Source organism: Salmonella bongori NCTC 12419, from assembly GCF_000252995.1.
In the GTDB taxonomy this organism is placed as follows: Bacteria; Pseudomonadota; Gammaproteobacteria; order Enterobacterales; family Enterobacteriaceae; genus Salmonella; species Salmonella bongori.
Genome location: NC_015761.1, coordinates 1,237,822 through 1,260,280 on the forward strand (window position 1 = coordinate 1,237,822; position 22,459 = coordinate 1,260,280).

General features: G+C 49.5%; 20 protein-coding genes and 1 pseudogene. 14 read left to right on the forward strand and 7 right to left on the reverse strand.

All coding sequences use genetic code 11. The features are described 5' to 3' along the window. Positions 1-56: 56 nt before the first annotated feature. A complete protein-coding gene (locus tag SBG_RS05885; RefSeq protein WP_000825739.1) occupies positions 57-260 on the forward strand; it encodes a hypothetical protein in 204 nt (67 codons plus the stop codon). A gap of 154 nt (positions 261-414) precedes the next feature. On the opposite strand, the gene SBG_RS05890 is transcribed toward SBG_RS05885, so the two are convergent. Both SBG_RS05890 and yeaG read right to left on the reverse strand, forming a co-directional pair. After that, complete coding sequence (locus SBG_RS05890) at positions 415-1,698, reverse strand: YeaH/YhbH family protein (protein ID WP_000219720.1); 1,284 nt, start codon at positions 1,696-1,698, stop codon at positions 415-417. Positions 1,699-1,820: 122 nt separating this feature from the next. Beyond that, a complete protein-coding gene (gene yeaG, locus SBG_RS05895) occupies positions 1,821-3,755 on the reverse strand; it encodes a protein kinase YeaG (RefSeq protein ID WP_001518010.1) in 1,935 nt (644 codons plus the stop codon). A 424-nt stretch (positions 3,756-4,179) separates the two neighbouring features. Between yeaG and SBG_RS05900 the strand changes: the two genes are divergently transcribed. The 3 genes from SBG_RS05900 to SBG_RS05910 all read left to right on the forward strand — a co-directional run bounded on the left by SBG_RS05900 (position 4,180) and on the right by SBG_RS05910 (position 7,515). Then, on the forward strand, positions 4,180-4,926 hold the full coding sequence (locus tag SBG_RS05900) for a MipA/OmpV family protein (RefSeq protein WP_015702840.1): 747 nt from the start codon (positions 4,180-4,182) through the stop codon (positions 4,924-4,926). Between the two features lie 323 nt (positions 4,927-5,249). Beyond that, positions 5,250-6,446 carry an anaerobic sulfatase maturase gene (locus SBG_RS05905; protein WP_001028190.1) on the forward strand — a complete coding sequence of 399 codons (1,197 nt, stop codon included), beginning with the start codon at positions 5,250-5,252 and terminating at the stop codon, positions 6,444-6,446. 211 nt (positions 6,447-6,657) lie between these two features. Beyond that, on the forward strand, positions 6,658-7,515 hold the full coding sequence (locus tag SBG_RS05910; RefSeq protein ID WP_000978602.1) for an aldo/keto reductase: 858 nt from the start codon (positions 6,658-6,660) through the stop codon (positions 7,513-7,515). A 134-nt stretch (positions 7,516-7,649) separates the two neighbouring features. Here SBG_RS05910 and SBG_RS05915 read toward each other — a convergent pair whose 3' ends face one another. Together SBG_RS05915 and gapA are read right to left on the reverse strand one after the other, a co-directional pair. Next, complete coding sequence (locus SBG_RS05915; protein WP_000608647.1) at positions 7,650-8,534, reverse strand: D-hexose-6-phosphate mutarotase; 885 nt, start codon at positions 8,532-8,534, stop codon at positions 7,650-7,652. Between the two features lie 335 nt (positions 8,535-8,869). Then, positions 8,870-9,865 carry a glyceraldehyde-3-phosphate dehydrogenase gene (gene gapA, locus SBG_RS05920; RefSeq protein WP_000153508.1) on the reverse strand — a complete coding sequence of 332 codons (996 nt, stop codon included), beginning with the start codon at positions 9,863-9,865 and terminating at the stop codon, positions 8,870-8,872. A gap of 341 nt (positions 9,866-10,206) precedes the next feature. Here gapA and msrB point away from each other — a divergent pair, with 341 nt between their 5' ends. Next, positions 10,207-10,620 (forward strand): peptide-methionine (R)-S-oxide reductase MsrB, encoded by a 414-nt coding sequence (gene msrB, locus SBG_RS05925; RefSeq protein WP_024134995.1) that lies wholly within the window; start codon positions 10,207-10,209, stop codon positions 10,618-10,620. Between the two features lie 42 nt (positions 10,621-10,662). Then, entirely contained in the window at positions 10,663-10,944 is a 282-nt protein-coding gene (locus tag SBG_RS05930; protein WP_001046860.1) for a YeaC family protein, read from the forward strand. A 119-nt stretch (positions 10,945-11,063) separates the two neighbouring features. Here the strand turns inward: SBG_RS05930 and SBG_RS23085 are convergent. Beyond that, positions 11,064-11,561, reverse strand: a pseudogene (locus SBG_RS23085) (glycosyl hydrolase family 18 protein); the annotation flags it as partial. Positions 11,562-11,853: 292 nt separating this feature from the next. On the opposite strand from SBG_RS23085, the gene SBG_RS05940 reads away from it, so the two are divergent. The 8 genes from SBG_RS05940 to SBG_RS05975 all read left to right on the forward strand — a co-directional run bounded on the left by SBG_RS05940 (position 11,854) and on the right by SBG_RS05975 (position 20,575). Further along, positions 11,854-12,930, forward strand: a complete 1,077-nt coding sequence (locus SBG_RS05940) for a zinc-binding dehydrogenase (protein WP_000645186.1) — start codon at positions 11,854-11,856, stop codon at positions 12,928-12,930. Between the two features lie 26 nt (positions 12,931-12,956). After that, complete coding sequence (locus SBG_RS05945) at positions 12,957-14,336, forward strand: MFS transporter (protein WP_000435319.1); 1,380 nt, start codon at positions 12,957-12,959, stop codon at positions 14,334-14,336. A 10-nt stretch (positions 14,337-14,346) separates the two neighbouring features. Further along, complete coding sequence (locus SBG_RS05950; protein WP_000798084.1) at positions 14,347-15,390, forward strand: NAD(P)-dependent alcohol dehydrogenase; 1,044 nt, start codon at positions 14,347-14,349, stop codon at positions 15,388-15,390. Between the two features lie 21 nt (positions 15,391-15,411). Then, positions 15,412-16,248: a ketose-bisphosphate aldolase gene (locus SBG_RS05955; RefSeq protein WP_000878875.1), complete on the forward strand. Its 837-nt coding sequence runs from the start codon at positions 15,412-15,414 to the stop codon at positions 16,246-16,248. A gap of 4 nt (positions 16,249-16,252) precedes the next feature. Continuing rightward, complete coding sequence (locus SBG_RS05960; RefSeq protein ID WP_000343335.1) at positions 16,253-17,200, forward strand: sugar kinase; 948 nt, start codon at positions 16,253-16,255, stop codon at positions 17,198-17,200. 9 nt (positions 17,201-17,209) lie between these two features. Next, positions 17,210-18,193, forward strand: a complete 984-nt coding sequence (gene ydjG, locus SBG_RS05965; RefSeq protein ID WP_000782142.1) for an NADH-dependent methylglyoxal reductase — start codon at positions 17,210-17,212, stop codon at positions 18,191-18,193. Positions 18,194-18,322: 129 nt separating this feature from the next. Then, the gene (locus tag SBG_RS05970; protein WP_000719104.1) at positions 18,323-19,081 is read left to right on the forward strand and encodes a DeoR/GlpR family DNA-binding transcription regulator; all 759 of its coding nucleotides are present in this window, start codon (positions 18,323-18,325) and stop codon (positions 19,079-19,081) included. A gap of 135 nt (positions 19,082-19,216) precedes the next feature. Then, a complete protein-coding gene (locus SBG_RS05975; protein WP_000389920.1) occupies positions 19,217-20,575 on the forward strand; it encodes an MFS transporter in 1,359 nt (452 codons plus the stop codon). Between the two features lie 103 nt (positions 20,576-20,678). Here SBG_RS05975 and pncA read toward each other — a convergent pair whose 3' ends face one another. Both pncA and ansA read right to left on the reverse strand, forming a co-directional pair. Next, entirely contained in the window at positions 20,679-21,335 is a 657-nt protein-coding gene (gene pncA / locus SBG_RS05980) for a bifunctional nicotinamidase/pyrazinamidase (RefSeq protein ID WP_000184716.1), read from the reverse strand. 25 nt (positions 21,336-21,360) lie between these two features. Beyond that, positions 21,361-22,377 (reverse strand): asparaginase, encoded by a 1,017-nt coding sequence (ansA, locus tag SBG_RS05985; RefSeq protein WP_001170146.1) that lies wholly within the window; start codon positions 22,375-22,377, stop codon positions 21,361-21,363. Between the last annotated feature and the right edge of the window lie 82 nt (positions 22,378-22,459).

Genomic DNA, 22,459 nt, shown 5'->3' on the forward strand with positions numbered 1-22,459 from the left:
TAGTGAAAGGAGTGCAGCGTGATAGGGATAAAAATAAACTTCCATCAGGAGGCTCTATGAAACGATTGAAAGAAATGGCTGTGATTTTATTTTTTGCATTACTGACAGCAGGCTTCACGTCGTCGGCGATGGCATCGTCTGGTAACGATGATCCGTGGGATTTTGATCTGGACTTGTCAGGTGGTCATTATTTTTGCAGAGTAACACCGGCTGGTACTCTGCAGTTACCTCCTCCCTTTGGTGAATATTGCTGGCATTAATAGTCGTATGATATTAAGTAAGACAAAGGTGAGCAAATCTGACGCTAAGTCATACTACCCGTGACTTATTTAAATAGTGTTCAGATATATCGCTTTTGTCGGTTCGCAAAGATCAACCCTAAATCCGCCCATTAATAATAACGGGCGGATTTATTTATACGCTTTGACTGGCGCTCTGTTTCTGAAACAGTTCCCGGAATACCGGGTAAATATCATCCTGATCGCGAATATGCTGCATGGCGAAGTTGTCAAATGTCGCCTGCAGATGTTCATACTCACGCCATAAGGTCTGGTGGGCGCGGCGGGTAATCTCGATATAGCTGTAATAGCGCACTACTGGCAGCAGTTTTTTCGCCAGAATCTCATGGCACAGCGGCGAGTCATCGGCCCAGTTATCGCCATCCGACGCCTGGGCGGCGTAGATGTTCCATTGTGCGGGATCGTAGCGCTCTTTAACGACCTCATCCATGAGCTTCAGCGCGCTGGAGACAATGGTTCCTCCGGTCTCTTGTGAGTAAAAGAACTCATGTTCGTCCACCTCCTTTGCCTGTGTATGATGACGGATATAGACCACTTCAACGTTTTTATAGGTTCGGCTCAAAAAGAGATAGAGCAGAATGTAGAAGCGTTTGGCCATATCTTTGGTGGCCTGATCCATCGATCCCGAGACGTCCATCAGACAGAACATCACCGCCTGGCTGGAGGGCTCAGGGCGTTTTTCATAATTTTTATAGCGTAAATCAAATGTATCGATAAAAGGTACCCGTTCGATTTTCGCCCGCAGTTCGGCAATTTCCCGGCGTAATCTTTCCTCTTCAAGTAACTGCGCGGGTTCTCTGTTGCTAATGGCCTCCAGTTCCGCTTCCAGCGTGTGCAATTCGCGACGTTTTCCGGCGGTCATCGCGGTGCGGCGCGCCAGCGAGTTTTGCAACGAACGTACTACGCTGATATTGGCCGGCACACCGTTAGAAGTGAAGCCGGCGCGGTGGGTTTTATACTCGTTAATCTGGCGATGCTGGTTTTTTTTCAGGTTAGGCAGAGCTAAGTCTTCAAAGAGCAGATCCAGATATTCATCTTTTGAAATCTGAAAAACAAACTCATCCTGGCCTTCGCCATCCTGGCTGGCTTGCCCCTGACCGCTACCGGAACCCCCGCCGCCGCCCTGAGGACGTTCAATGCGATCATTCTGGATAAAGTGATCATTACCCGGATGAACGCGGTGGCGCAGACCGCCGCGCCCCTGATGAAACATCGGTTCACTTATATCATCGGTTGGAATAGAGACGGATTCCCCGCTGTCGACATCGGTGACTGAGCGTTTGTTAATCGCCTCGGAAATCGACTGCTTAATTTGTGCTTTATAACGGCGTAAAAAGCGCTGGCGATTCACCGTGCTTTTATTTTTACCGTTAAGACGTCGGTCTATGAACCAGGTCATATGCCCCCCGTACTGCCCACTTAGCGCCTGTTTTGCCAGTACCGGATGATGCTAACGTTTGTCCGGCCGACAGAATCTTGCTTTCCGGGCCCGGTAAGCGCAAGCGCCACCGGGCATGACTATCAGGACGATTTACGTACGCGCAAGTACCATTCACACAGTAGACGAACCTGCTTGCGGGTATATCCTTTTTCCATCATCCGATCGACAAAATCGTCATGCTTTTTCTGCTCGTCAGTCGACGTTTTGGCGTTAAAGGAAATGACCGGCAGCAGTTCTTCGGTATTAGAGAACATTTTTTTCTCAATCACCGTGCGCAGTTTCTCGTAGCTGGTCCAGTTTGGATTACGGCCACTGTTATTGGCTCTGGCGCGCAGCACAAAGTTTACTATCTCATTACGGAAGTCTTTCGGGTTACTAATGCCCGCCGGTTTTTCAATTTTTTCCAGCTCAGCGTTCAGCGACTCGCGATCGAACAGTTGCCCGGTATCCGGATCGCGATACTCCTGATCCTGAATCCAGAAATCTGCATAGGTCACGTAGCGATCAAAAATATTCTGTCCGTACTCAGAATACGATTCAAGATAGGCCGTCTGGATCTCCTTGCCAATAAATTCAGCGTATTTGGGAATAAGGTAACCCTTGAGGAACTCAAGGTAGCGTTCAGCCTGCTCCTGTGGGAACTGTTCGCGCTCAATTTGTTGTTCCAGGACGTAGAACAGATGTACCGGGTTGGCCGCCACTTCCGCATGATCGAAGTTGAATACGCGGGAGAGGATCTTAAACGCGAATCGGGTCGAGAGACCGTTCATTCCCTCATCCACGCCTGCGTAGTCGCGGTATTCCTGGTACGACTTGGCTTTTGGATCGGTATCCTTCAGACTTTCCCCATCATAAACGCGCATTTTTGAGTAAATGCTGGAGTTTTCCGGCTCTTTCAGTCGGGAAAGAATTGAAAATCGGGACAGCGTTTCGAGGGTGCCCGGCGCGCAGGGCGCATGAGCCAGTTCGCTATGATTCAGTAACTTCTCGTAAATCTTGATTTCCTCAGAAATCCGCAGGCAATAAGGCACCTTCACGATATACACGCGGTCAAGGAAGGCTTCATTATTTTTATTGTTCCGGAACGTCACCCATTCAGATTCGTTTGAGTGGGCAAGAATGATGCCATTAAAGGGCAGCGCAGATATCCCCTCCGTGCCGTTGTAATTACCTTCCTGGGTGGCGGTGAGCAACGGATGCAGCACTTTAATAGGCGCTTTAAACATCTCGACGAATTCCATGATCCCCTGATTAGCGCGGCACAGCGCGCCGGAGTAGCCATATGCATCCGGATCGTTCTGGGCGTGATGTTCAAGTTTACGTATATCCACCTTGCCAACCAACGCCGAAATATCCTGGTTGTTTTCATCGCCGGGTTCGGTTTTTGCGATCGCAATCTGTTCCAGAATGGAGGGCCACACTTTCACCACGCGGAATTTAGTAATATCCCCGCCAAATTCATGCAGGCGTTTTGCCGCCCACGGGGACATAATCGTGCCGAGATAGCGGCGCGGAATGCCGTATTCTTTTTCCAGAATCTGCGCATCTTCCTGCGGATTAAACAGGCAGAGCGGGTGATCGTTTACCGGGCTGCGTTCGCCATTGGCGCTTAATACGTAAATAGGGACGCGCTGCATCAGCGATTTTAGCCGTTCAGCGAGCGATGATTTACCTCCTCCCACAGGCCCCAGCAAATAGAGAATTTGTTTCTTCTCTTCCAGGCCTTGCGCCGCATGTTTCAGGTAAGAGACTATCTGCTCAATCGCGTCTTCCATGCCGTAAAACTCTTCAAACGCAGGATAGCGAGCAATAACCCGGTTGGAGAAAAGCCGGGAAAGTCTGGGCTCCTGGGCAGTGTCGACCATATTGGGCTCACCGATAGCCATTAATAGTCGTTCTGCCGCGTTGGCATAAGCACTGCGATCTTGCCGGCAAATGGTAAGAAAATCCTGCAGTGTGAACTCTTCGTCCTTGGCAGCTTCGTAGCGCTGGCGATAGTGATCGAATATATTCATGATATGCCATCCTTTCGTTTTTTCGCACATGTTAAGAGCCGTTCATATGAATAGTAGAGGCTCCCGGAAGAGGTAGACTGAACGCCGTTTATGCTAAGGAAAAAAGCGACTCTCATGCCATTTTGTTGGTCAGGAGATCAACGTGCCCGGTGATACACCTTCTTAACATTAAGCGTAGATGGCATTTGCCAAACTTGCCTGCGCACGCCGCAGGATTTCGATGGCATATCAATAACTCATCGGGTGGAAATGCCGGGTGAATGTCAGAAAAAGTGCCCCCCGTCACATAACAATCATCTGCTGATCATCTGAAAATAATCTGTGGTGGTGATATTAAACGGTTACATTGTGTAAAATAGTTGGGCATATGCGTATTGGCAGTTACACTTTTGCCGCGAAACATTTGAATAAGGAATTATGGATTGTGACCAAACTTAAACTTCTGACTCTTGGCGTGCTTATTGCAACGTCCGCCAGCGTCGCGCACGCTGAAAGCAACCTGACGCTGGGTGCAGGCGTTGGTGTGGTTGAACACCCTTATAAAGATTACGATAGCGATGTTTATCCGATACCGGTCATCGCTTATGAAAGTGAAAACTTCTGGTTCCGGGGTCTGGGCGGCGGCTATTACTTGTGGAATGACAATACCGATAAATTGTCAATAATGGCGTACTGGTCCCCCATGTACTTCAAACCGGACGACAGCGACGACCATCAGTTGCGCCGGCTGGACAAGCGTAAGAGTACGGTGATGGCGGGTGTTTCTTATGCCCATCATACCCAATATGGTTTCCTGCGTACCTCTTTGGCAGGAGATACGCTGGATAACAGTAACGGTATCGTCTGGGATCTGGCCTGGTTGTACCGGTACACCAATGGTGGGCTGACCCTGACGCCAGGTATCGGGGTAGAATGGAATAGCGAGAACCAGAACGACTATTATTACGGCGTATCACGTAAAGAGTCTTCGCGTAGTGGCTTGCGCGGCTATAACCCGAATGACAGTTGGAACCCGTATCTTGAGCTTAGCGCTAACTATAATTTCTCAGGCAACTGGAGCGTATACGGTACTGCGCGTTACACCCGCCTGTCGGATGAAATTACCGATAGCCCGATGGTGGATAAATCGTGGACTGGTATCCTTTCTACTGGCGTGACGTATCGATTCTGAGTTCATGCCTGTGCCAGAAAATCCTTGCGAAGCCTGCTTTATGCAGGCTTCAGTATATTGACACCTGGATTCGTTTTATGGGATAGCGTCGTAGACGCCTTATTTTGTCTGTAATAAAGACGTTTCAGATAACGTAAAGTATGGCAAAGTTTTACGCGGCTTACGCTTTATAACATCCCTTTAAATAACTATGCGTTAATGTGTAAAAGCCTGGTTATTACAATCACACTAACAATTAGTGCATTAATTGTTGCAATGCCAGCTATTATCGACCTGTCACTCTCCGCTTATGCTATGCCCATTCTTCACCATGAGTAAGACGAATGAACATAGTATTCAATACCGTTGCCAAGCCCAGCGGCAGTTTGTGTAATTTATCCTGCAAATACTGTTTCTATCTTGATAAACCCCGGGCACAGCGTGTCATGTCTGATGATGTGCTGGAAACATATATCCGTCGGGTAATTGATGATACGCCCTCCTCAGACGTCTCGTTTTGCTGGCAGGGCGGTGAGCCGACACTGTGCGGCCTCTCTTTTTACCAAAAAGTAGTGTTATTACAGCAGCGCTATGCCAACGGCAAAACTATCCATAACAGTTTGCAAACGAATGGGGTATTAATCAACGAAGAGTGGGCCGCTTTCTTTGCGCAGCACCGTTTCCTGCTCGGTATATCGATTGATGGGCCGCAAGTTGTTCACGATCATTACCGGAAGACGGCGTCAGGACGGGCGTCTTTTTCCCGGGTCGTTAATGCTATCCGCCTCTTGCAGGCAAATGATGTCGAGTTCAATACGCTCACCGTTGTCAATGATGAGTCATGTCGTCATGGTAATGCGATTTACCGTTTTTTGACTCAGGAACTGGGCAGCAGACATCTGCAATTCATCCCTGTTGTTGAGCAATCTGTGCCGGAGGATGGTTGCGCTTCGGCGATGCCTGACGTCAATTTTTCACCTTCGCTGCTGCCTTTTTCCGTCACACCTGAAGGGTGGGGCGCATTTATGTGTGATGTCTTTGATAAATGGATACGACACGATGTCGGGCGCATATTTGTACAGCTTTTTGATAATTTACTGGGTGTCTGGATGGGGGAACCCGCTACGCTTTGCACTATGCAGCCGACCTGCGGACAAAGCCTGCTGGTGGAGCAGAATGGCGACGTTTTCAGCTGCGACCATTTTGTCTTTCCCTCTTATAAACTGGGCAACTTACGACAACAGCCTTTAAAAGAGATGGCGGCTTCTCCTTTTCAGCAGCAGTTTGGCGCGGCTAAAGCGAACCTGTCTTCACGTTGCCAGAACTGCACCTGGCGCTTTGCCTGTCACGGCGGCTGTCCGAAACACAGAATCTGCAGGGAAGACAGCGAACTGCAAAATTATCTCTGCAAAGGATACTTACAGTTCTTTCAGCATATAACACCCTATATGAATGTGATGCGTCAGTTATTACTGAATCATCAACCTGCTGCGCATATTACCCGCATCGTTGACTTGATTGCGAAGGACGCTCGGCAGTGACAAGACCATTAGCCTGAAGCATGTCGATAACCAACATGAAAAGCAGCGGATTTGATCAAAAATGGCGGGTGTTGTGCCTGACCCTCGCAACGCCGCAAGGGGGAAAACGTCAAAATCGATCGGAATAGTCATTTTCGCAGTACGATGTCGGACATCACCGTAGGGGATAAGTGTCCTGTATTATTTTACCGTTGGCGACACCGTAGAGGAGATGATGAAAGTGAAAAACGTAACGTTCAGCGGTCAGGCGGTACTGCCGGCCGTGGGGCAGGGAACATGGTATATGGGCGAGCGTGCGGATCATCGTCAGCGTGAAGTCTCGGCGCTACGTGCAGGCCTTGATCTGGGGTTACGCCTTATCGATACGGCGGAAATGTATGCCGATGGTGGTGCGGAAAAGGTGGTGGGCGAGGCGCTGGTAGGGCGACGCGATGAGGCCTTTCTGGTGTCAAAAGTGTATCCATGGAACGCGGGTGGTCAAAAGCTGGTCGCTGCTTGCGAGGGAAGCTTGCGTCGTCTCAAAACAGATTATCTCGATCTTTATTTGTTGCACTGGCCCGGAAGTGTTTCATTCGAAGAGACCGTTGAAGGTATGGAGCGGCTAATAGCGCAGGGGAAAATTCGTCGCTGGGGAGTATCTAACTTTGATTATGACGATATGCAGGCGCTGTGGCGTGTAGAAGGAGGGCAGCAATGCGCGACAAATCAGGTGCTCTATCATCTGGCGTCACGCGGTATTGAGTATGATTTATTGCCGTGGTGTCAACAACAGCGAATGCCAGTGATGGCCTATAGCCCGCTCGCACAGGCTGGACGGCTACGTAGCGGTTTACTGAATCATCCCGTGGTGAATGAGATTGCACAGACACACGACGTTACGGTCGCGCAAATTTTATTGGCGTGGGTGATTGCGCACCCGGGCGTCGTGGCGATCCCGAAAGCCGGAAGTGCAGAGCATGTGAAACAGAATGCGGCGGTGCTTGAGATTACCTTGTCAGCAAACGAACTTGCTTTACTGGACAACGCCTGGCCCGCGCCAAAAGGCAAAACCACGTTGGATATGGTGTGATGCCAAATAACGCTTTTTTTGCCGGATAAGATGCCTGAACATCGTTATCCGGCGAAAAAAGTCTGACAGCAACGGGGCCTGTCAGACCTGAGAAACCTCAACTTGCCTGCGGAAACGCCGGCCACCATTCTCCGTTAACGTTTTGCGACGCGGATAGTCTGTGCCAGACGGGAGGGCTTTTCTTCTGTGGCTTTTTGCGGCGCAGTGGCGTAAGCCGTTTCAACGCACACAAATGTTTTATAGCCGTCATCTGGCATGTCGCCCATGCTGACGGACAACGCCGGGCCAGGGTTCCAGCCTACAACGTTAAGATGATGGTGGTGAACAACCTCAATCGTACGGCTTAACGTCTTATCGTGGATCATGCTACATGCTTCAGGATTGAGATAAACGCGATCGGTACGGTCCGGGAAGGCCTGAACGCCGTCGGCCAGGATACCTTCTTTGGCATCGTTAACTTTATCAATAAACCGATCGCCGAGTCCGCTGACCTGAACGTTGGCGATATCGCCAACGTTAAAATAGCTGTGGAGAGCGGATGTGGTTGCAAACTCGCCATGTGCTTCCAGTTCAATTTCACAGGTTTTGCCTACTTTAAAACGTGCCAGCAGCGTGAAATCGTGCGGCCAGTATTTCCGGGTGGCCTCACTGCTTTGCAGCTCAAATGTCAGCATTACGCCATTATCATCTTCATTATGCGCTTTTAGCGCCCACGGTAGATTACGCGCAAAGCCGTGTGACGGCAGACCTTGTTGAGCCGCAGGTCCAAACCAGGGCCAGCAGATCGGTACGCCGCCACGTAGCGCCACGCCGGTTTTGAAAGGCGTATTATTACTGAGCCACAATACCTCTTCCTCGCCAACGGGTTTCCAGGAAAGAAGATGCGCACCCTGTAATGCAAAAGCGGCTTTAACCTGTGGATGGTCGATAACAACCAGCTCCAGATCGTCAAGCTGGCGGCGGGATAAGACAGGAGTAAACTGTTCGATAACCGGTAGGGCAAAAATTTTATTAATCATTACGCAATCCTTTTTACCTCAAATAATTCGAGTTGTAGGACAAGGCACAGGTGCCTTGAACAGCGCTTGCGCTGGCCCTATGGGGCGAGGTCGCAGGCCGGGTAAACGCGGCAAGTGAGTGACAAATTCGTCAGCAACAAATTTGAACAACCCGATTGCCTTCAGTCAGGGAGATGGATGTCCCTGGATTCATCCCGATAAGCTTGACTTCTGTCAGTGATTCGGGTGAGAGAGCGTAGTCAGCACCTCTGAAATTTGAGGTGTGACGGGGATATCTTTGGGCAAAAAAAAAGAGCGACCAGAGTCGCTCTTACCAATGACTGTTTCATCTCAACTTATTTGGAGATGTGGGCAATCAGGTCCAGAACTTTGTTAGAGTAGCCGGTTTCGTTATCGTACCAGGAGACCAGTTTCACGAAGTTGTCGTTCAGTGCGATACCTGCTTTAGCATCAAACACGGAAGTGCATACTTCGCCGTTGAAATCGGTAGAAACTACGTCATCTTCGGTGTAGCCCAGAACGCCTTTCATTGCGCCTTCGGAAGCAGCTTTCATTGCTTTCTTAATCTCTTCATAAGAAGCCGCTTTTTCCAGGCGAACAGTCAGGTCAACGACGGATACGTTCGGCGTCGGAACACGGAACGCCATACCAGTCAGTTTACCGTTCAGTTCCGGCAGTACTTTACCTACTGCTTTCGCTGCACCCGTAGAGGACGGGATGATGTTCTGAGCTGCGCCGCGGCCGCCGCGCCAGTCTTTGTGAGACGGACCATCAACGGTTTTCTGAGTAGCGGTGGTGGCGTGAACAGTGGTCATCAGGCCTTCAACGATACCGAAGTTGTCGTTGATCACTTTTGCCAGCGGTGCCAGGCAGTTAGTGGTGCAGGATGCGTTGGAAACGATGTCCTGGCCTGCGTAAGTGTCGAAGTTAGCGCCTTTAACGAACATCGGGGTGTTGTCTTTAGACGGACCGGTCATAACCACTTTTTTCGCGCCAGCGGTGATGTGCTTACGAGCAGTTTCGTCGGTCAGGAACAGGCCAGTCGCTTCAGCAACGACGTCAACACCAACTTCGTCCCATTTCAGGTTAGCCGGATCGCGCTCAGCGGTAACACGGATTTTCTTACCGTTAACGATCAGATGACCGTCTTTCACTTCAACAGTACCGTCGAAACGGCCGTGAGTGGAGTCATATTTCAGCATGTATGCCATGTACTCTGCGTCTAACAGGTCGTTGATTGCAACGATCTCGATGTCAGAACGTTTCTGAGCAGCACGGAAAACAATGCGACCGATACGGCCAAAACCGTTGATACCTACTTTGATAGTCATATATTCCACCAGCTATTTGTTAGTGAATAAAAGGTTGCCTGTAAAATTACAAAAACCTTACGCAGCGTCAAGCGGAATCGTGTCAATCATTGCGACAAATCAATCCTCTGCACAACCTTTGCGCGGCTGATTCGCCTCACTCTTCCTTTCGGCTTGAAACCACATGGGGCCACCGCCCCGAATTTTAAAGGGCGACCGAGATAATAATGTGATATCAGTCACGATTCGTGAGCCGCCATTTCGCAATGATCAAGTTTAGAACAAAAGTTGGTACTGAGGTGTTAATGTTTTGTTAGAATCGGTCAGGCAATGTGAGCATGTATAAAGTGAGATGTGAGCAAATGGCTAACCAACCTTCAGCAGAAGAACTCAAGAAAAAATTGTCCGAAATGCAATTCTATGTGACGCAAAATCGTGGCACAGAGCCGCCATTTACCGGGCGTTTACTCCATAATAAACGCGATGGGGTTTATCACTGTCTGGTCTGTGATGCGCCGCTTTTTTACTCTCACACTAAATATGACTCAGGCTGCGGCTGGCCAAGCTTTTACGAGCCTGTCAGCGAAGAGGCAATCCGTTATATAGACGATTTTACCCATGGAATGCAGCGTGTCGAAATCCGCTGCGGGCATTGCGATGCGCATCTTGGACACGTATTCCCGGATGGTCCACAGCCCACCGGTGAACGTTATTGCGTTAACTCGGCCTCGCTGGCCTTTTCTGACGAAAAAAACGGCGATCAAATAAAAGGTTGAAAAAACGATTCAGCAAATTATTCCACAGAAACGGACCCTATCATGAATCTTGATGAGATCATTAACAGCATGACGCCGGAAATATATCAACGTTTAGCTACTGCGGTGGAGGTGGGAAAATGGCCGGATGGTGTGCCGCTGACGCCGGAACAAAAAGAAAACTGTCTGCAACTGGTGATGTTGTGGCAGGCGCGGCACAATACGGAAGCGCAGCATATGACCATCGATACTCACGGTCAGATGGTGATGAAAAGCAAGCAGCAGCTCAAAGCGGATTTCGGCATTACTCCCCAGCCGATTGCGACATTAAAAATGCAGCAATAATTGGCAGGCCGGATAACCGGATAAGATGTAGCCATCATCCGGCACTTTTATCGCCGATGCGTTGTGCTTACCGGGCCTGCTCATTGCTGTCAGGTACAGGCCCGCCATATTTTTACCAATTAACGCTTAATGTCCAGCGGGTCCGCCAACTGTGTCGCTAACTGGTTATTGTCATCGGCGTCCTCTTCCCAGAACATTGCGCCGGCCAGCCCGCGCTTTTAATCTGGTCCGCTTTGATCGCCACCGAGCGCGGATTTTCATAAGAGAGGGCAACAGTGCCTTCCCCAGGCAAACTTCATTGACAGCGGCAGCAGCAGTAGGCCAGCGTTTGAGTCATACAGATTGGCGTTGAAATACTGCGTGCCATAAGCCATGTCGTAAGTTATCAGATTGATTAAGTCGAGCAACGGGGCTATAGCTTTCACGTCCAGCCAGCTTTTCGGACTTTCCGCATTCGCGCCGACGGCGATGGTGACCCTTTTTTAGGGCCCATTAGCTGACGAAGCGCTTTTAAATGCGACGTTAACCGAATATTCCCGGTCAAGATCGATCCCATCGAGGCCATATTTGTCGACAATCTCCTGCGCCAATTTAATAAACACCGCGCGAGCTTCTTTAACGATCCTCTTTGACATTTAAAACAGAAACATGCCACAGCATAGAGTGACGAAAAAATAACCGCAGAAGATTAGCATCTTCATCCATGGAAACCTGCGAAGGCGTTCACGCCGTCTTTCGCGATACGGCTTCCATCTTTTTGGTTTTATCGCCGTTTGTTTCGTTGAGTTTGTGATCTTGGTTGTGAAATGCAGATCATTATCTGTGTTTTAAAGATTTATCGTTGACCTTAAAGATTTTATGGTTAAGTATGATCAGCATTGATACACACCAAACACAAAGGAAGATGCAATGAAAGCACTGGCGAGATTTGGCAAGGCCTTTGGCGGCTACAAAATGATTGATGTCCCGGAGCCGGTATGTGGTCCGGAAGATGTGATTATCGAAATCAAAGCGGCGGCGATCTGCGGCGCGGATATGAAGCACTATAACGTTGACAGCGGGTCCGACGAATTTAACTCCGTTCGCGGTCATGAATTCGCCGGGCGTATCGTGCGGGTGGGCGAAAAAGTGAAAGACTGGAAAGTCGGCCAGCGCGTGGTTTCTGACAACAGCGGACACGTTTGCGGCGTTTGCCCAGCCTGTGAACAGGGTGATTTTCTGTGTTGTACAGAAAAAGTGAATCTGGGTCTGGATAACAACACCTGGGGCGGTGGATTTTCCAAATACTGCCTGGTTCCGGGAGAAATCCTGAAAATCCATCGCCATGCCCTGTGGGAGATCCCGGAAGGCGTGGATTACGAGGAAGCCGCAGTACTGGACCCTATCTGCAACGCCTATAAATCTATCGCCCAGCAATCCAAATTTTTACCCGGCCAGGACGTGGTAGTCATCGGCACCGGTCCGTTAGGTCTGTTTTCGGTCCAAATGGCCCGCATTATGGGGGCGGTAAATATCGTGGTGGTTGGCCTGGATGAGGATGTTCCTGTCCGTTTCCCTGTGGCCAAAGAACTCGGCGCGACGGCGTTTGTTAACGGCTCCACGGAAGATGTCGTCGTACGCTGCCGGGAGATTTGCGGCAAAGACAACCTCGGTCTGGTGATCGAATGCTCCGGTGCCAACATTGCGCTTAAACAGGCCATCGACATGCTGCGGCCAAATGGTGAAGTGGTTCGCGTCGGTATGGGATTTAAGCCGTTGGATTTCTCCATTAACGACATTACCGCGTGGAACAAAAGCATCATTGGGCATATGGCCTATGACTCCACATCCTGGCGCAATGCGATTCGCCTGCTTGCCAGCGGCGCTATCAAAGTAAAACCGATGATCACCCATCGTATCGGTCTTTCTCAGTGGCGCAAAGGCTTTGATGCGATGGTCGATAAGACAGCCATTAAAGTGATCATGACCTACGACTTTGATGAATAACCTTTCTGCTAAAGGATCGTTATCGCATGGAACAGATAACAAAACCGCACTGCGGCGCCCGGCTGGATCGCCTGCCGGATTGCCGCTGGCATTCATCAATGTTTGCCGTCGTCGCCTTTGGTCTGCTTGTTTGCTGGAGTAATGCCGTCGGCGGATTAATTCTTGCCCAGCTCAAGGCGTTAGGCTGGACCGATAATTCCACGACAGCCACCTTCTCCGCCATTACCACAGCGGGGATGTTTCTCGGCGCGCTGGTGGGCGGCATTATTGGCGATAAAACCGGGCGCAGGAATGCTTTTATCCTCTATGAGGCAATCCATATCGCCGCGATGGTGGTTGGCGCATTCTCACCGAATATGAGCTTTCTGATCGCCTGTCGTTTTGTGATGGGCGTGGGATTAGGGGCACTACTGGTCACGCTGTTCGCCGGATTTACCGAGTACATGCCCGGCAGAAATCGGGGAACCTGGTCGAGTCGTGTTTCGTTTATTGGCAACTGGTCATATCCATTGTGTTCCCTGATTGCAATGGGGCTGACGCCGCTAATTAGCGCGGAATGGAACTGGCGCGTGCAGTTACTGATCCCGGCTGTGCTGTCGCTGATTGCTACCGCGTTTGCCTGGCGATATTTCCCTGAATCTCCCCGCTGGCTGGAATCGCGCGGGCGTTATCAGGAAGCCGAAAAGGTCATGCAGGCCATTGAAGCAGGCGTCGAACGTCAGACAGGAAAACCGCTGCCGCCGGTTGTTATTGAAAGCAGCGGCAAGCCGCCGCGTTCCGTACCTTATTCCGCGTTGCTCACTGGCGTATTACTGAAACGCGTTATTTTGGGTTCCTGCGTATTGATTGCCATGAACGTTGTGCAATACACGTTAATTAACTGGCTGCCAACCATCTTTATGACACAGGGCATAAACCTCAAAGATTCGATTGTTTTAAATACCATGAGTATGTTCGGCGCACCGTTTGGCATATTTATCGCTATGCTGGTAATGGATAAAATTCCGCGCAAAACCATGGGTGTCGGTTTATTAATTCTGATTGCTGTGCTGGGATATATTTATTCGCTGCAAACCAGCATGTTGCTCATCACCTTAATTGGCTTTTTCCTGATTACCTTTGTCTATATGTATGTCTGTTATGCCTCGGCGGTCTATGTGCCGGAGATCTGGCCAACAGAAGCGAAACTTCGCGGTTCCGGCCTGGCGAACGCTGTCGGCAGAATCAGCGGTATCGCTGCCCCCTATGCGGTGGCGGTATTACTCAACGGTTATGGCGTGACGGGTGTTTTCGTCCTGCTGGGAGCTGTCTCGATTATCGTCGCCGTCGCAATAGCGACTATCGGAATCGAGACCAAGGGTGTTTCGGTCGAAAGTCTGGGCATTGATAAGGTCACGAGTAAATAAAGGAATAAAAATGAAAAATTCAAAAGCGATATTAAAAACACCGGGCACCATGACAATTATGGCGGCTGATATTCCAGTACCAAAAGAAAACGAAGTATTGATCAAAGTGGAATATGTCGGTATTTGCGGTTCAGATGTTCACGGTTTTGAATCCGGGCCATTCATTCCTCCGAAGGATCCAAATCAGGAGATTGGTCTCGGTCATGAGTGTGCCGGAACAGTCATTGCGGTCGGCAATCGGGTAAGCAAATTTAAGCCAGGCGATCGGGTTAATATCGAGCCGGGCGTGCCGTGCGGCCACTGCCGCTATTGTCTGGAAGGAAAATACAATATTTGTCCGGATGTTGATTTTATGGCGACGCAGCCGAATTATCGCGGGGCCTTAACTCACTATCTGTGCCATCCGGAAAGTTTTACGTACAAGCTTCCGGACAATATGGACACTATGGAAGGTGCACTGGTGGAACCCGCTGCTGTTGGAATGCACGCGGCAATGCTGGCGGATGTTAAACCGGGTAAGAAAATCGTCATTCTCGGCGCGGGCTGCATTGGTTTAATGACCCTGCAAGCGTGTAAGTGTCTGGGTGCGACCAATATCGCGGTAGTGGATGTGCTGGAAAAACGGCTGGCAATGGCTGAACGACTGGGAGCGACAACCGTTATCAATGGGGCGAAAGAAGATGCTGTCGCGCGCTGCCAGCAGTTCACCGATGATATGGGCGCCGATATAGTGTTTGAAACCGCCGGTTCCGCCGTCACAACTCAGCAAGCGCCGTATCTGGTCATGCGTGGCGGGAAGATCATGATTGTCGGCACTGTCGCAGGAGATTCAGCGATTAATTTCCTCAAAATTAACCGTGAAGTCTCCATCCAGACGGTATTCCGCTATGCCAACCGCTATCCGGTTACTATTGATGCCATCTCCTCCGGGCGTTTCGATGTGAAATCAATGGTGACGCATATTTACGATTACAAAGACGTACAACGTGCATTTGAAGAGTCGGTCAATAACAAACGCGACATTATTAAAGGCGTTATTAAAGTTTGCGATTAATGAAAAACGGGAGAAACAGCGATGTTGGCAGATATAAAATATTGGGAAAATGATGCACAAAATAAACATTACGCGATTGCGCACTTTAACGTGTGGAATGCGGAAATGTTGATGGGAGTGATTGATGCTGCGGAAGAGGCAAATTCGCCGGTTATTATCTCCTTTGGTACCGGATTTGTGGGCAATACTTCATTTGAAGACTTCTCTTATATGATGGTTTCCATGGCTAAAAAAGCCTCTGTGCCGGTAATTACCCACTGGGATCACGGACGTAGTATGGACATTATCCATAATGCCTGGACGCACGGCATGAACTCGCTGATGCGTGACGCTTCATCCTTTGACTTTGAAGAAAATATTCGCCTGACCAAAGAAGCTGTTGATTTCTTTCATCCGCTGGGTATTCCGGTAGAAGCGGAGTTAGGGCACGTAGGGAACGAAACGGTGTATGAAGAGGCGTTGGCGGGGTATCACTATACCGACCCGGATCAGGCGGCGGAATTTGTAGCGCGCACCGGTTGTGACTCGCTGGCGGTCGCTATCGGCAACCAGCATGGCGTGTACACCTCTGAACCAAAACTGAATTTTGAGGTCGTGGAGCGCGTTCGCCAGGCAGTTTCCGTACCGCTAGTGTTACACGGCGCTTCCGGCATTAGCGACGCGGATATCAAAAAAGCCATTTTGCTGGGCATTTCGAAAATCAATATCCACACCGAACTGTGTCAGGCCGCGATGGTAGCGGTAAAAGAGAATCAGGATCAGCCGTTCCTGCATCTGGAACGCGAAGTACGCAAAGCGGTAAAAGTCCGCGCGCTGGAAAAAATCAAACTGTTTGGTTCAGATGGTAAAGCGGAATGATGATATGGACGAAATCGAAGTTCTTTGCATAGGGGCGGCCATTGTCGACATTCCTTTGCAACCGGTTAGTAAAAATATCTTTGATGTCGATTCGTATCCATTAGAACGAATTACCATGACCACCGGGGGAGATGCGATTAATGAAGCCACGATTATTTCGCGTCTCGGGCATCGCACTGCGCTAATGAGTCGTGTTGGCGACGATGCAGCAGGATATTTTATTCTCGACCACTGTCGGAAGGAGAATATCGATATTCAGAGCCTGAAGCAGGATGCTGATATTGATACCTCAATTAATGTTGGGCTGGTGACTGATGATGGTGAGCGCACCTTTGTCACTAACCGTAACGGCAGCCTGTGGAAGCTAAATATTAACGATGTCGATTTTGACCGTTTTTCTCAGGTCAGGCTGTTATCACTGGCAAGTATCTTTAACAGCCCGCTGCTGGATGGCAAAGCATTAACGGCTATTTTTACGCAGGCGAAAGCGCATCAACTGGTTATCTGCGCTGACATGATCAAACCGCGGCTGAATGAAACTCTGGACGATATTCGCGAAGCGCTAAGTTTTGTCGATTATCTGTTTCCTAATATTGATGAAGCCAAAAAACTGACCGGGAAAGAAACGCTGGATGATATTGCCGATTGTTTTTTGCAATGTGGCGTAAAAACGGTGGTGATTAAAACTGGCAAGAAAGGCTGCTTTATCAAACGTGCCGATATAAAAATGGAGGTGCCTGCGGTGTCAGGCATTACCGCCATCGACACTATTGGCGCTGGCGATAATTTTGCATCGGGATTTATCGCCGCGCTGCTGGAGGGAAAAACGCTGCGCGAATGCGCACGGTTCGCCAATGCGACGGCCGCGATATCGGTACTCAGCGTGGGCGCCACAATGGGCGTGAAAAACAGAATGCTAGTGGAACAACTCCTGAATGAATACGAAGGGTAATAGCGGCAGATGAAAATGATACCTTTAGGTAATACAGATATAGCACTTTCCCGAATGGGACTCGGTACCTGGGCTATCGGCGGCGGTCCGGCATGGAATGGCAACCTCGATATGCAGGTCTGCATTGATACTATCGTTGAGGCGCACCGTTGCGGTATTAACCTGATTGATACGGCGCCGGGCTATAACTTTGGCAATAGCGAAGTGATTGTCGGCCAGGCCCTGAAAAAATTACCGCGTAACGAGATGGTGGTGGAAACCAAATGCGGGATCGTCTGGGAGCGGGAAGGGAGTTTGTTCAATAAAGTCGGCGATCGCCAGCTCTATAAAAATCTTTCTCCGGACTCTATTCGTAAAGAAGTCGATGCCAGTCTCCAGCGACTAGGGATTGATTATATCGATATCTATATGACCCACTGGCAGTCGGTACCGCCGTTTTTTACGCCGATTGCGGAAACCGTTGGCGTGCTCAATGAGCTGAAAGCAGAGGGGAAAATCCGTTCTATCGGGGCGGCGAATGTAGATGTCAGCCATATCCGCGAATACCTTAAACATGGCGAGCTGGACATCATACAGGCGAAATACAGCATTCTTGACCGGGCGCTGGAAACGGAACTGCTGCCGCTATGCCGCGAGCACGGCATCGTGGTACAGGTTTATTCGCCACTGGAGCAGGGATTGTTAACCGGCACCATTACCCGTGACTATGTTCCCGGCGGGGCGCGAGCGAATAAACTCTGGTTCCAGCGTGAGAATATGTTGCGGGTTATTGATATGCTGGAGCAGTGGCAGCCATTGTGCGACAAATATCATTGCGCCGTCCCGACGTTGGCTCTGGCGTGGATATTGCGACAAAGCGAACTGATTTCGATACTTAGCGGCGCCACGTCGCCGGAGCAGGTACGAGAGAATATCGCTGCGCTGTCCATCACCTTAACGGATGACGATGCGCTATTGATGAGACAAATGGCGGAAGCGCTGGACAACCCATAAGTAATACATTACACCTCTTTTTTGGCGAAATGCAGATAAAATCTGTTATTCAAACAGGTTATTTTGAAAATAAACATAGTCTGTGAGATACTCAATGTTTATCATGACGTCGAAAACAGAGGTGTAATCGTGGCGGCGAAAGACAGGATTCAGGCGATCAAACAAATGGTCGCTAATGATAAAAAAGTAACAGTCTCTAACTTGAGTTCAATTTTTCAGGTAACCGAAGAGACAATTCGACGCGATCTGGAAAAACTCGAAGATGAAGGCTTTTTGACTCGAACTTATGGCGGTGCGGTATTAAATTCGGCGGTGCTGGCTGACAATATCCATTTTTATAAGCGTGCAAAATCGTTCTATGAAGAGAAACAAATTATAGCCCGTAATACGCTTCCGTTTATTAAAAACAAAACAACGATGGCCGCCGACTCCAGCAGTACGGTAATGGAATTGCTAAAACTCCTGAAAGACCGAAATGATCTTACTTTGCTAACTAATTCAGCGGAAGCTTTCCATGAACTGGCGCAATCGGACATTAATCTTGTTTCTACGGGCGGTGAGTTAAATAAAAATACGCTATCACTGCAGGGGCGTATCACTAAAGAAATAATCAGCCGTTATCATGTTGATATTATGGTAATGAGTTGTAAAGGGCTGGATATGGCGAGCGGGGCGCTTGATTCTAACGAGGCGGAGGCTGAAATCAAAAAAACGATGATTCGCCAGGCCACAGAGGTGGCGTTATTGGTGGACCACTCAAAATTTGATCGTAAAGCGTTCGTGCGGTTGGTCGATTTTAGTCATATCCATTACCTGATAACGAATAAAACGCCAGGTGATGAATGGATCGCATTTTGCGATAAAAATAATATCCAGCTTGTCTATTGATCTATAGATTATCCTTGCCTGGATTGTTTTCGCCTGGACTATGCCAAAAAAAACGGCAGATGATAGCAAGTGCGGCAAATACCCCTTTGCCGCGAGACAATAATTTATTATTTTGCTGCGTTAGAGGCCATCCAGATGGAAGACAATGATCATATCGGTGCCAGACTAGACCGCTTACCTTTATCTCTGTTTCATTTTCGTATTTTTGGAATAATTAGTTTTGGCCTGCTATTAACGGGGTTTTTGAGTTACTCAGGAAATGTGGTTCTGGCCAAATTGATAAACAATGGCTGGTCGAATAATTATCTTAATGCCGCGTTCACATCGGCACTGATGCTTGGCTATTTTATTGGTTCGCTTACCGGCGGTTTTATTGGGGATTACCTGGGGCGTCGAAAAGCGTTTCGCATGAATTTGTTGCTTGTGGGCATCTCCGCAACGGCTGCCGCATTTGTTCCCAATATGTACTGGCTGATTTTCTTTCGTTGTCTGATGGGGACAGGCATGGGGGCATTGATTATGGTTGGATATGCTTCTTTTACCGAGTTTATCCCTCCCGTTGTACGAGGAAAATGGTCCGCGCGTCTCTCTTTTGTAGGGAACTGGTCACCGATGCTGTCTGCGGGGATTGGCGTAGTGGTCATTGCGTTTTTAAGCTGGCGGATGATGTTTCTCCTTGGCGGGATAGGGATGCTGCTGGCGTGGTCTCTTTCAGGAAAGTACTTTATAGAGTCGCCCAGGTGGTTAGCAGGTAAAGGGCGGCAACGCGAGGCTGAACAGCAGCTTCTCATGATTGAATCGCAAATAGAAAAAGAAAAAAGTATTATTTTGCCGCCGCATCAGGAAAGCAATAAATCCATGGAATCGCGCTTTGAAAACGGTACATTCTGGCTATTATTCAAAGGACAAATGCTGCGGCGCACGTTAGTGGCGATCACTGTATTGATTGCGATGAACATTTCGCTTTATACCATTACGGTATGGATTCCGACAATTTTTGTTAATTCAGGAATTGATGTTACAAAGTCCATTTTCATGACCGCCATCATTATGATTGGCGCGCCGGTGGGCATATTTATCGCCGCGCTCATTATTGATCATTTCCCCAGACGGTTATTTGGTTCGCTGTTGCTTATCGTTATTGCGGTAGTAGGATATTTTTACTCGATACAGACTGAGGAATGGGCCATTCTGGTTTATGGACTAGTAATGATTTCCTTTCTGTATATGTACGTCTGCTTTGCCTCGGCGGTTTACGTTCCCGAATTATGGCCTACGCACCTTAGACTACGTGGATCGGGTTTTGTGAATGCGGTGGGGCGGATCGTCGCTGTCTTTACCCCCTACGGCGTGGCGGTTTTACTGACCCGGTATGGATCTGTCACCGTTTTTGTTGTGCTGGGTATGCTGCTGGTGACGTGCGCGCTGATATTATTTTGTTTTGGCATTGAAACGAGAAGGGTTTCGTTAGAAGCGCTCTCCAGCCTGCGTTGAGCTTTGCCTGGTAGCGATGCTGGCGCGACGTATCCGGCCCCAAAGAACTATGCAATGGTCTCATCGTTGCGTGATGTATTGACCGGATACGACGCCTGGGCCGCTACCTGGCGACAGCCTGGCCCTGCGTCTCTTCCCAGTCTGCCAGCGTATACAGCGTCGCGCCTGCCGCCGCCATCTCCATAAACGCGTGTGCGCTATCCTGCGGGTGAATATTCACGCCACGGCAGCCATCGGTGATAACGTTAACGGCGTAGCCTGACTGTAATGCATCCAGCACCGTAAATTTTACGCAGTAATCGGTAGCCAGTCCCATCACAATCAGCTCCGTAACGCGATGCTCGCGAAGCCAGGTATCAAGGGTCGTTTTCTGCCGATGTTCGTTGTCAAAAAATGCACTGTAGCTGTCAATCAGCGGGTTTTCGCCTTTATAAATGGTAGCGTCGATCGCATGGTGATTAAGCAGAGGATGTAACGCTGCGCCTTCAGTGTGTTGAACACAGTGATCGGGCCAAAGTGTTTGCGGCAAACCATCCAGTTCTCCCTGGCTATAGGGCTCCGCCTGATGCTGGCTGGCGAAGCTGCCGTGTCTGGCTGGATGCCAGTCCTGGCTGGCGAGCACCGGAATCTGGCGGGACTGGCACCAGTCAATAAGATAGTTGGCGACATCAATAGTGCTATCGCCTTCCGGTACGGCCAGCGCGCCGCCAGCACAAAAATCATTCTGCAAATCGACCAGCAATAAAGCCCTGTTTGTCATTCTGTTCTCCTTGTCGCCGGACTTTTTAGTCTGCCAGCGTCAGTTCACCACGCAAGTTTTGCGCCATCGCGCTACGAATCGCCGGAGTATCCAGGTCCTGGCTTAACAAGTAATGTAGCTTGGTTAAGGTGGCTTCGACGGTCATGTCAGCGCCGCCAATTACGTCGGCATGCGCCAACGCATTACCGGTAGCGTACCCCTCCATATTGACCCGTCCTGACATGCATTGCGTCAGGTTAACTACCACGATACCACGCGAACTTGCTTCCTTCAGTTCTTGTAAAAAGGCTTTATCTTGTGGCGCGTTGCCCACGCCATAGGAGCGCAGGATCAACGCTTTTACCGGCTGGCGTAAAAAGTTACGTACTACCTCGGCGGAAATCCCCGGATAAATGGTTACTACCCCTATCGGCTGCGGCGTTATAGGGTGAACAATCAGTTCACCAGAACCGTGGGGCGCGGGTGGCGTATTTAAACGGCGAATGTGAATTCCCGCCTCCAGCAAGGGCGGCAGATTAGGGGAGGCAAAGGCGTCAAAACCGTCCGCGTGCGCTTTAGTGGTACGATTGCCGCGGAACAGGCGATTGTTAAAAAATAGCGTGACTTCGTTAATGGGATAGTTCGCGGCGACATAAAGCGCATTGAGCAAATTAATTTGGCCGTCGGAGCGTAGCTCAGCCAACGGAATTTGTGACCCTGTCACGATAACCGGTTTACCCAGATTTTCCAGCATGAAAGAGAGCGCCGATGCGGTATACGCCATCGTGTCGGTGCCGTGGAGGATAACAAAACCGTCATACTCCTCGTAGTGCGCTTTGATATCCTCAGCGATGTGCTGCCAGTCTTCCGGCGTCATATCCGATGAATCCATCAGCGGGGCATATTCATGGATGGTGAAATCCGGCATCTCCGGACGGTGGAATTCCGGCATCAGCGCCAGTTGGCGCTGAAGGTGGCCGGATACCGGGATATATCCCTGCTCTGAACGCTGCATACCGATAGTACCGCCGGTATAAGCAACGTAAATTGATTTTTTTTGCATGGTATGTTCAATCTTGTCGCGAAGGACGTAGTCATTAATAGCGGATAGCGACCCGATCTTATCCGGCCTGGCAGTTTTGCGC

Excerpts from the sequence above, each read along its gene's own strand:
- SBG_RS05885 (WP_000825739.1), top strand. The coding sequence starts at position 57 with ATGAAACGATTGAAAGAAATGGCTGTGATTTTATTTTTTGCATTACTG.
- SBG_RS05890 (WP_000219720.1), bottom strand. The coding sequence starts at position 1,698 with ATGACCTGGTTCATAGACCGACGTCTTAACGGTAAAAATAAAAGCACG.
- yeaG (WP_001518010.1), bottom strand. The coding sequence starts at position 3,755 with ATGAATATATTCGATCACTATCGCCAGCGCTACGAAGCTGCCAAGGAC.
- SBG_RS05905 (WP_001028190.1), top strand. The coding sequence starts at position 5,250 with ATGAACATAGTATTCAATACCGTTGCCAAGCCCAGCGGCAGTTTGTGT.
- SBG_RS05910 (WP_000978602.1), top strand. The coding sequence starts at position 6,658 with ATGATGAAAGTGAAAAACGTAACGTTCAGCGGTCAGGCGGTACTGCCG.
- SBG_RS05915 (WP_000608647.1), bottom strand. The coding sequence starts at position 8,534 with ATGATTAATAAAATTTTTGCCCTACCGGTTATCGAACAGTTTACTCCT.
- gapA (WP_000153508.1), bottom strand. The coding sequence starts at position 9,865 with ATGACTATCAAAGTAGGTATCAACGGTTTTGGCCGTATCGGTCGCATT.
- msrB (WP_024134995.1), top strand. The coding sequence starts at position 10,207 with ATGGCTAACCAACCTTCAGCAGAAGAACTCAAGAAAAAATTGTCCGAA.
- SBG_RS05930 (WP_001046860.1), top strand. The coding sequence starts at position 10,663 with ATGAATCTTGATGAGATCATTAACAGCATGACGCCGGAAATATATCAA.
- SBG_RS05940 (WP_000645186.1), top strand. The coding sequence starts at position 11,854 with ATGAAAGCACTGGCGAGATTTGGCAAGGCCTTTGGCGGCTACAAAATG.
- SBG_RS05945 (WP_000435319.1), top strand. The coding sequence starts at position 12,957 with ATGGAACAGATAACAAAACCGCACTGCGGCGCCCGGCTGGATCGCCTG.
- SBG_RS05950 (WP_000798084.1), top strand. The coding sequence starts at position 14,347 with ATGAAAAATTCAAAAGCGATATTAAAAACACCGGGCACCATGACAATT.
- SBG_RS05955 (WP_000878875.1), top strand. The coding sequence starts at position 15,412 with ATGTTGGCAGATATAAAATATTGGGAAAATGATGCACAAAATAAACAT.
- SBG_RS05960 (WP_000343335.1), top strand. The coding sequence starts at position 16,253 with ATGGACGAAATCGAAGTTCTTTGCATAGGGGCGGCCATTGTCGACATT.
- ydjG (WP_000782142.1), top strand. The coding sequence starts at position 17,210 with ATGAAAATGATACCTTTAGGTAATACAGATATAGCACTTTCCCGAATG.
- SBG_RS05975 (WP_000389920.1), top strand. The coding sequence starts at position 19,217 with ATGGAAGACAATGATCATATCGGTGCCAGACTAGACCGCTTACCTTTA.
- pncA (WP_000184716.1), bottom strand. The coding sequence starts at position 21,335 with ATGACAAACAGGGCTTTATTGCTGGTCGATTTGCAGAATGATTTTTGT.
- ansA (WP_001170146.1), bottom strand. The coding sequence starts at position 22,377 with ATGCAAAAAAAATCAATTTACGTTGCTTATACCGGCGGTACTATCGGT.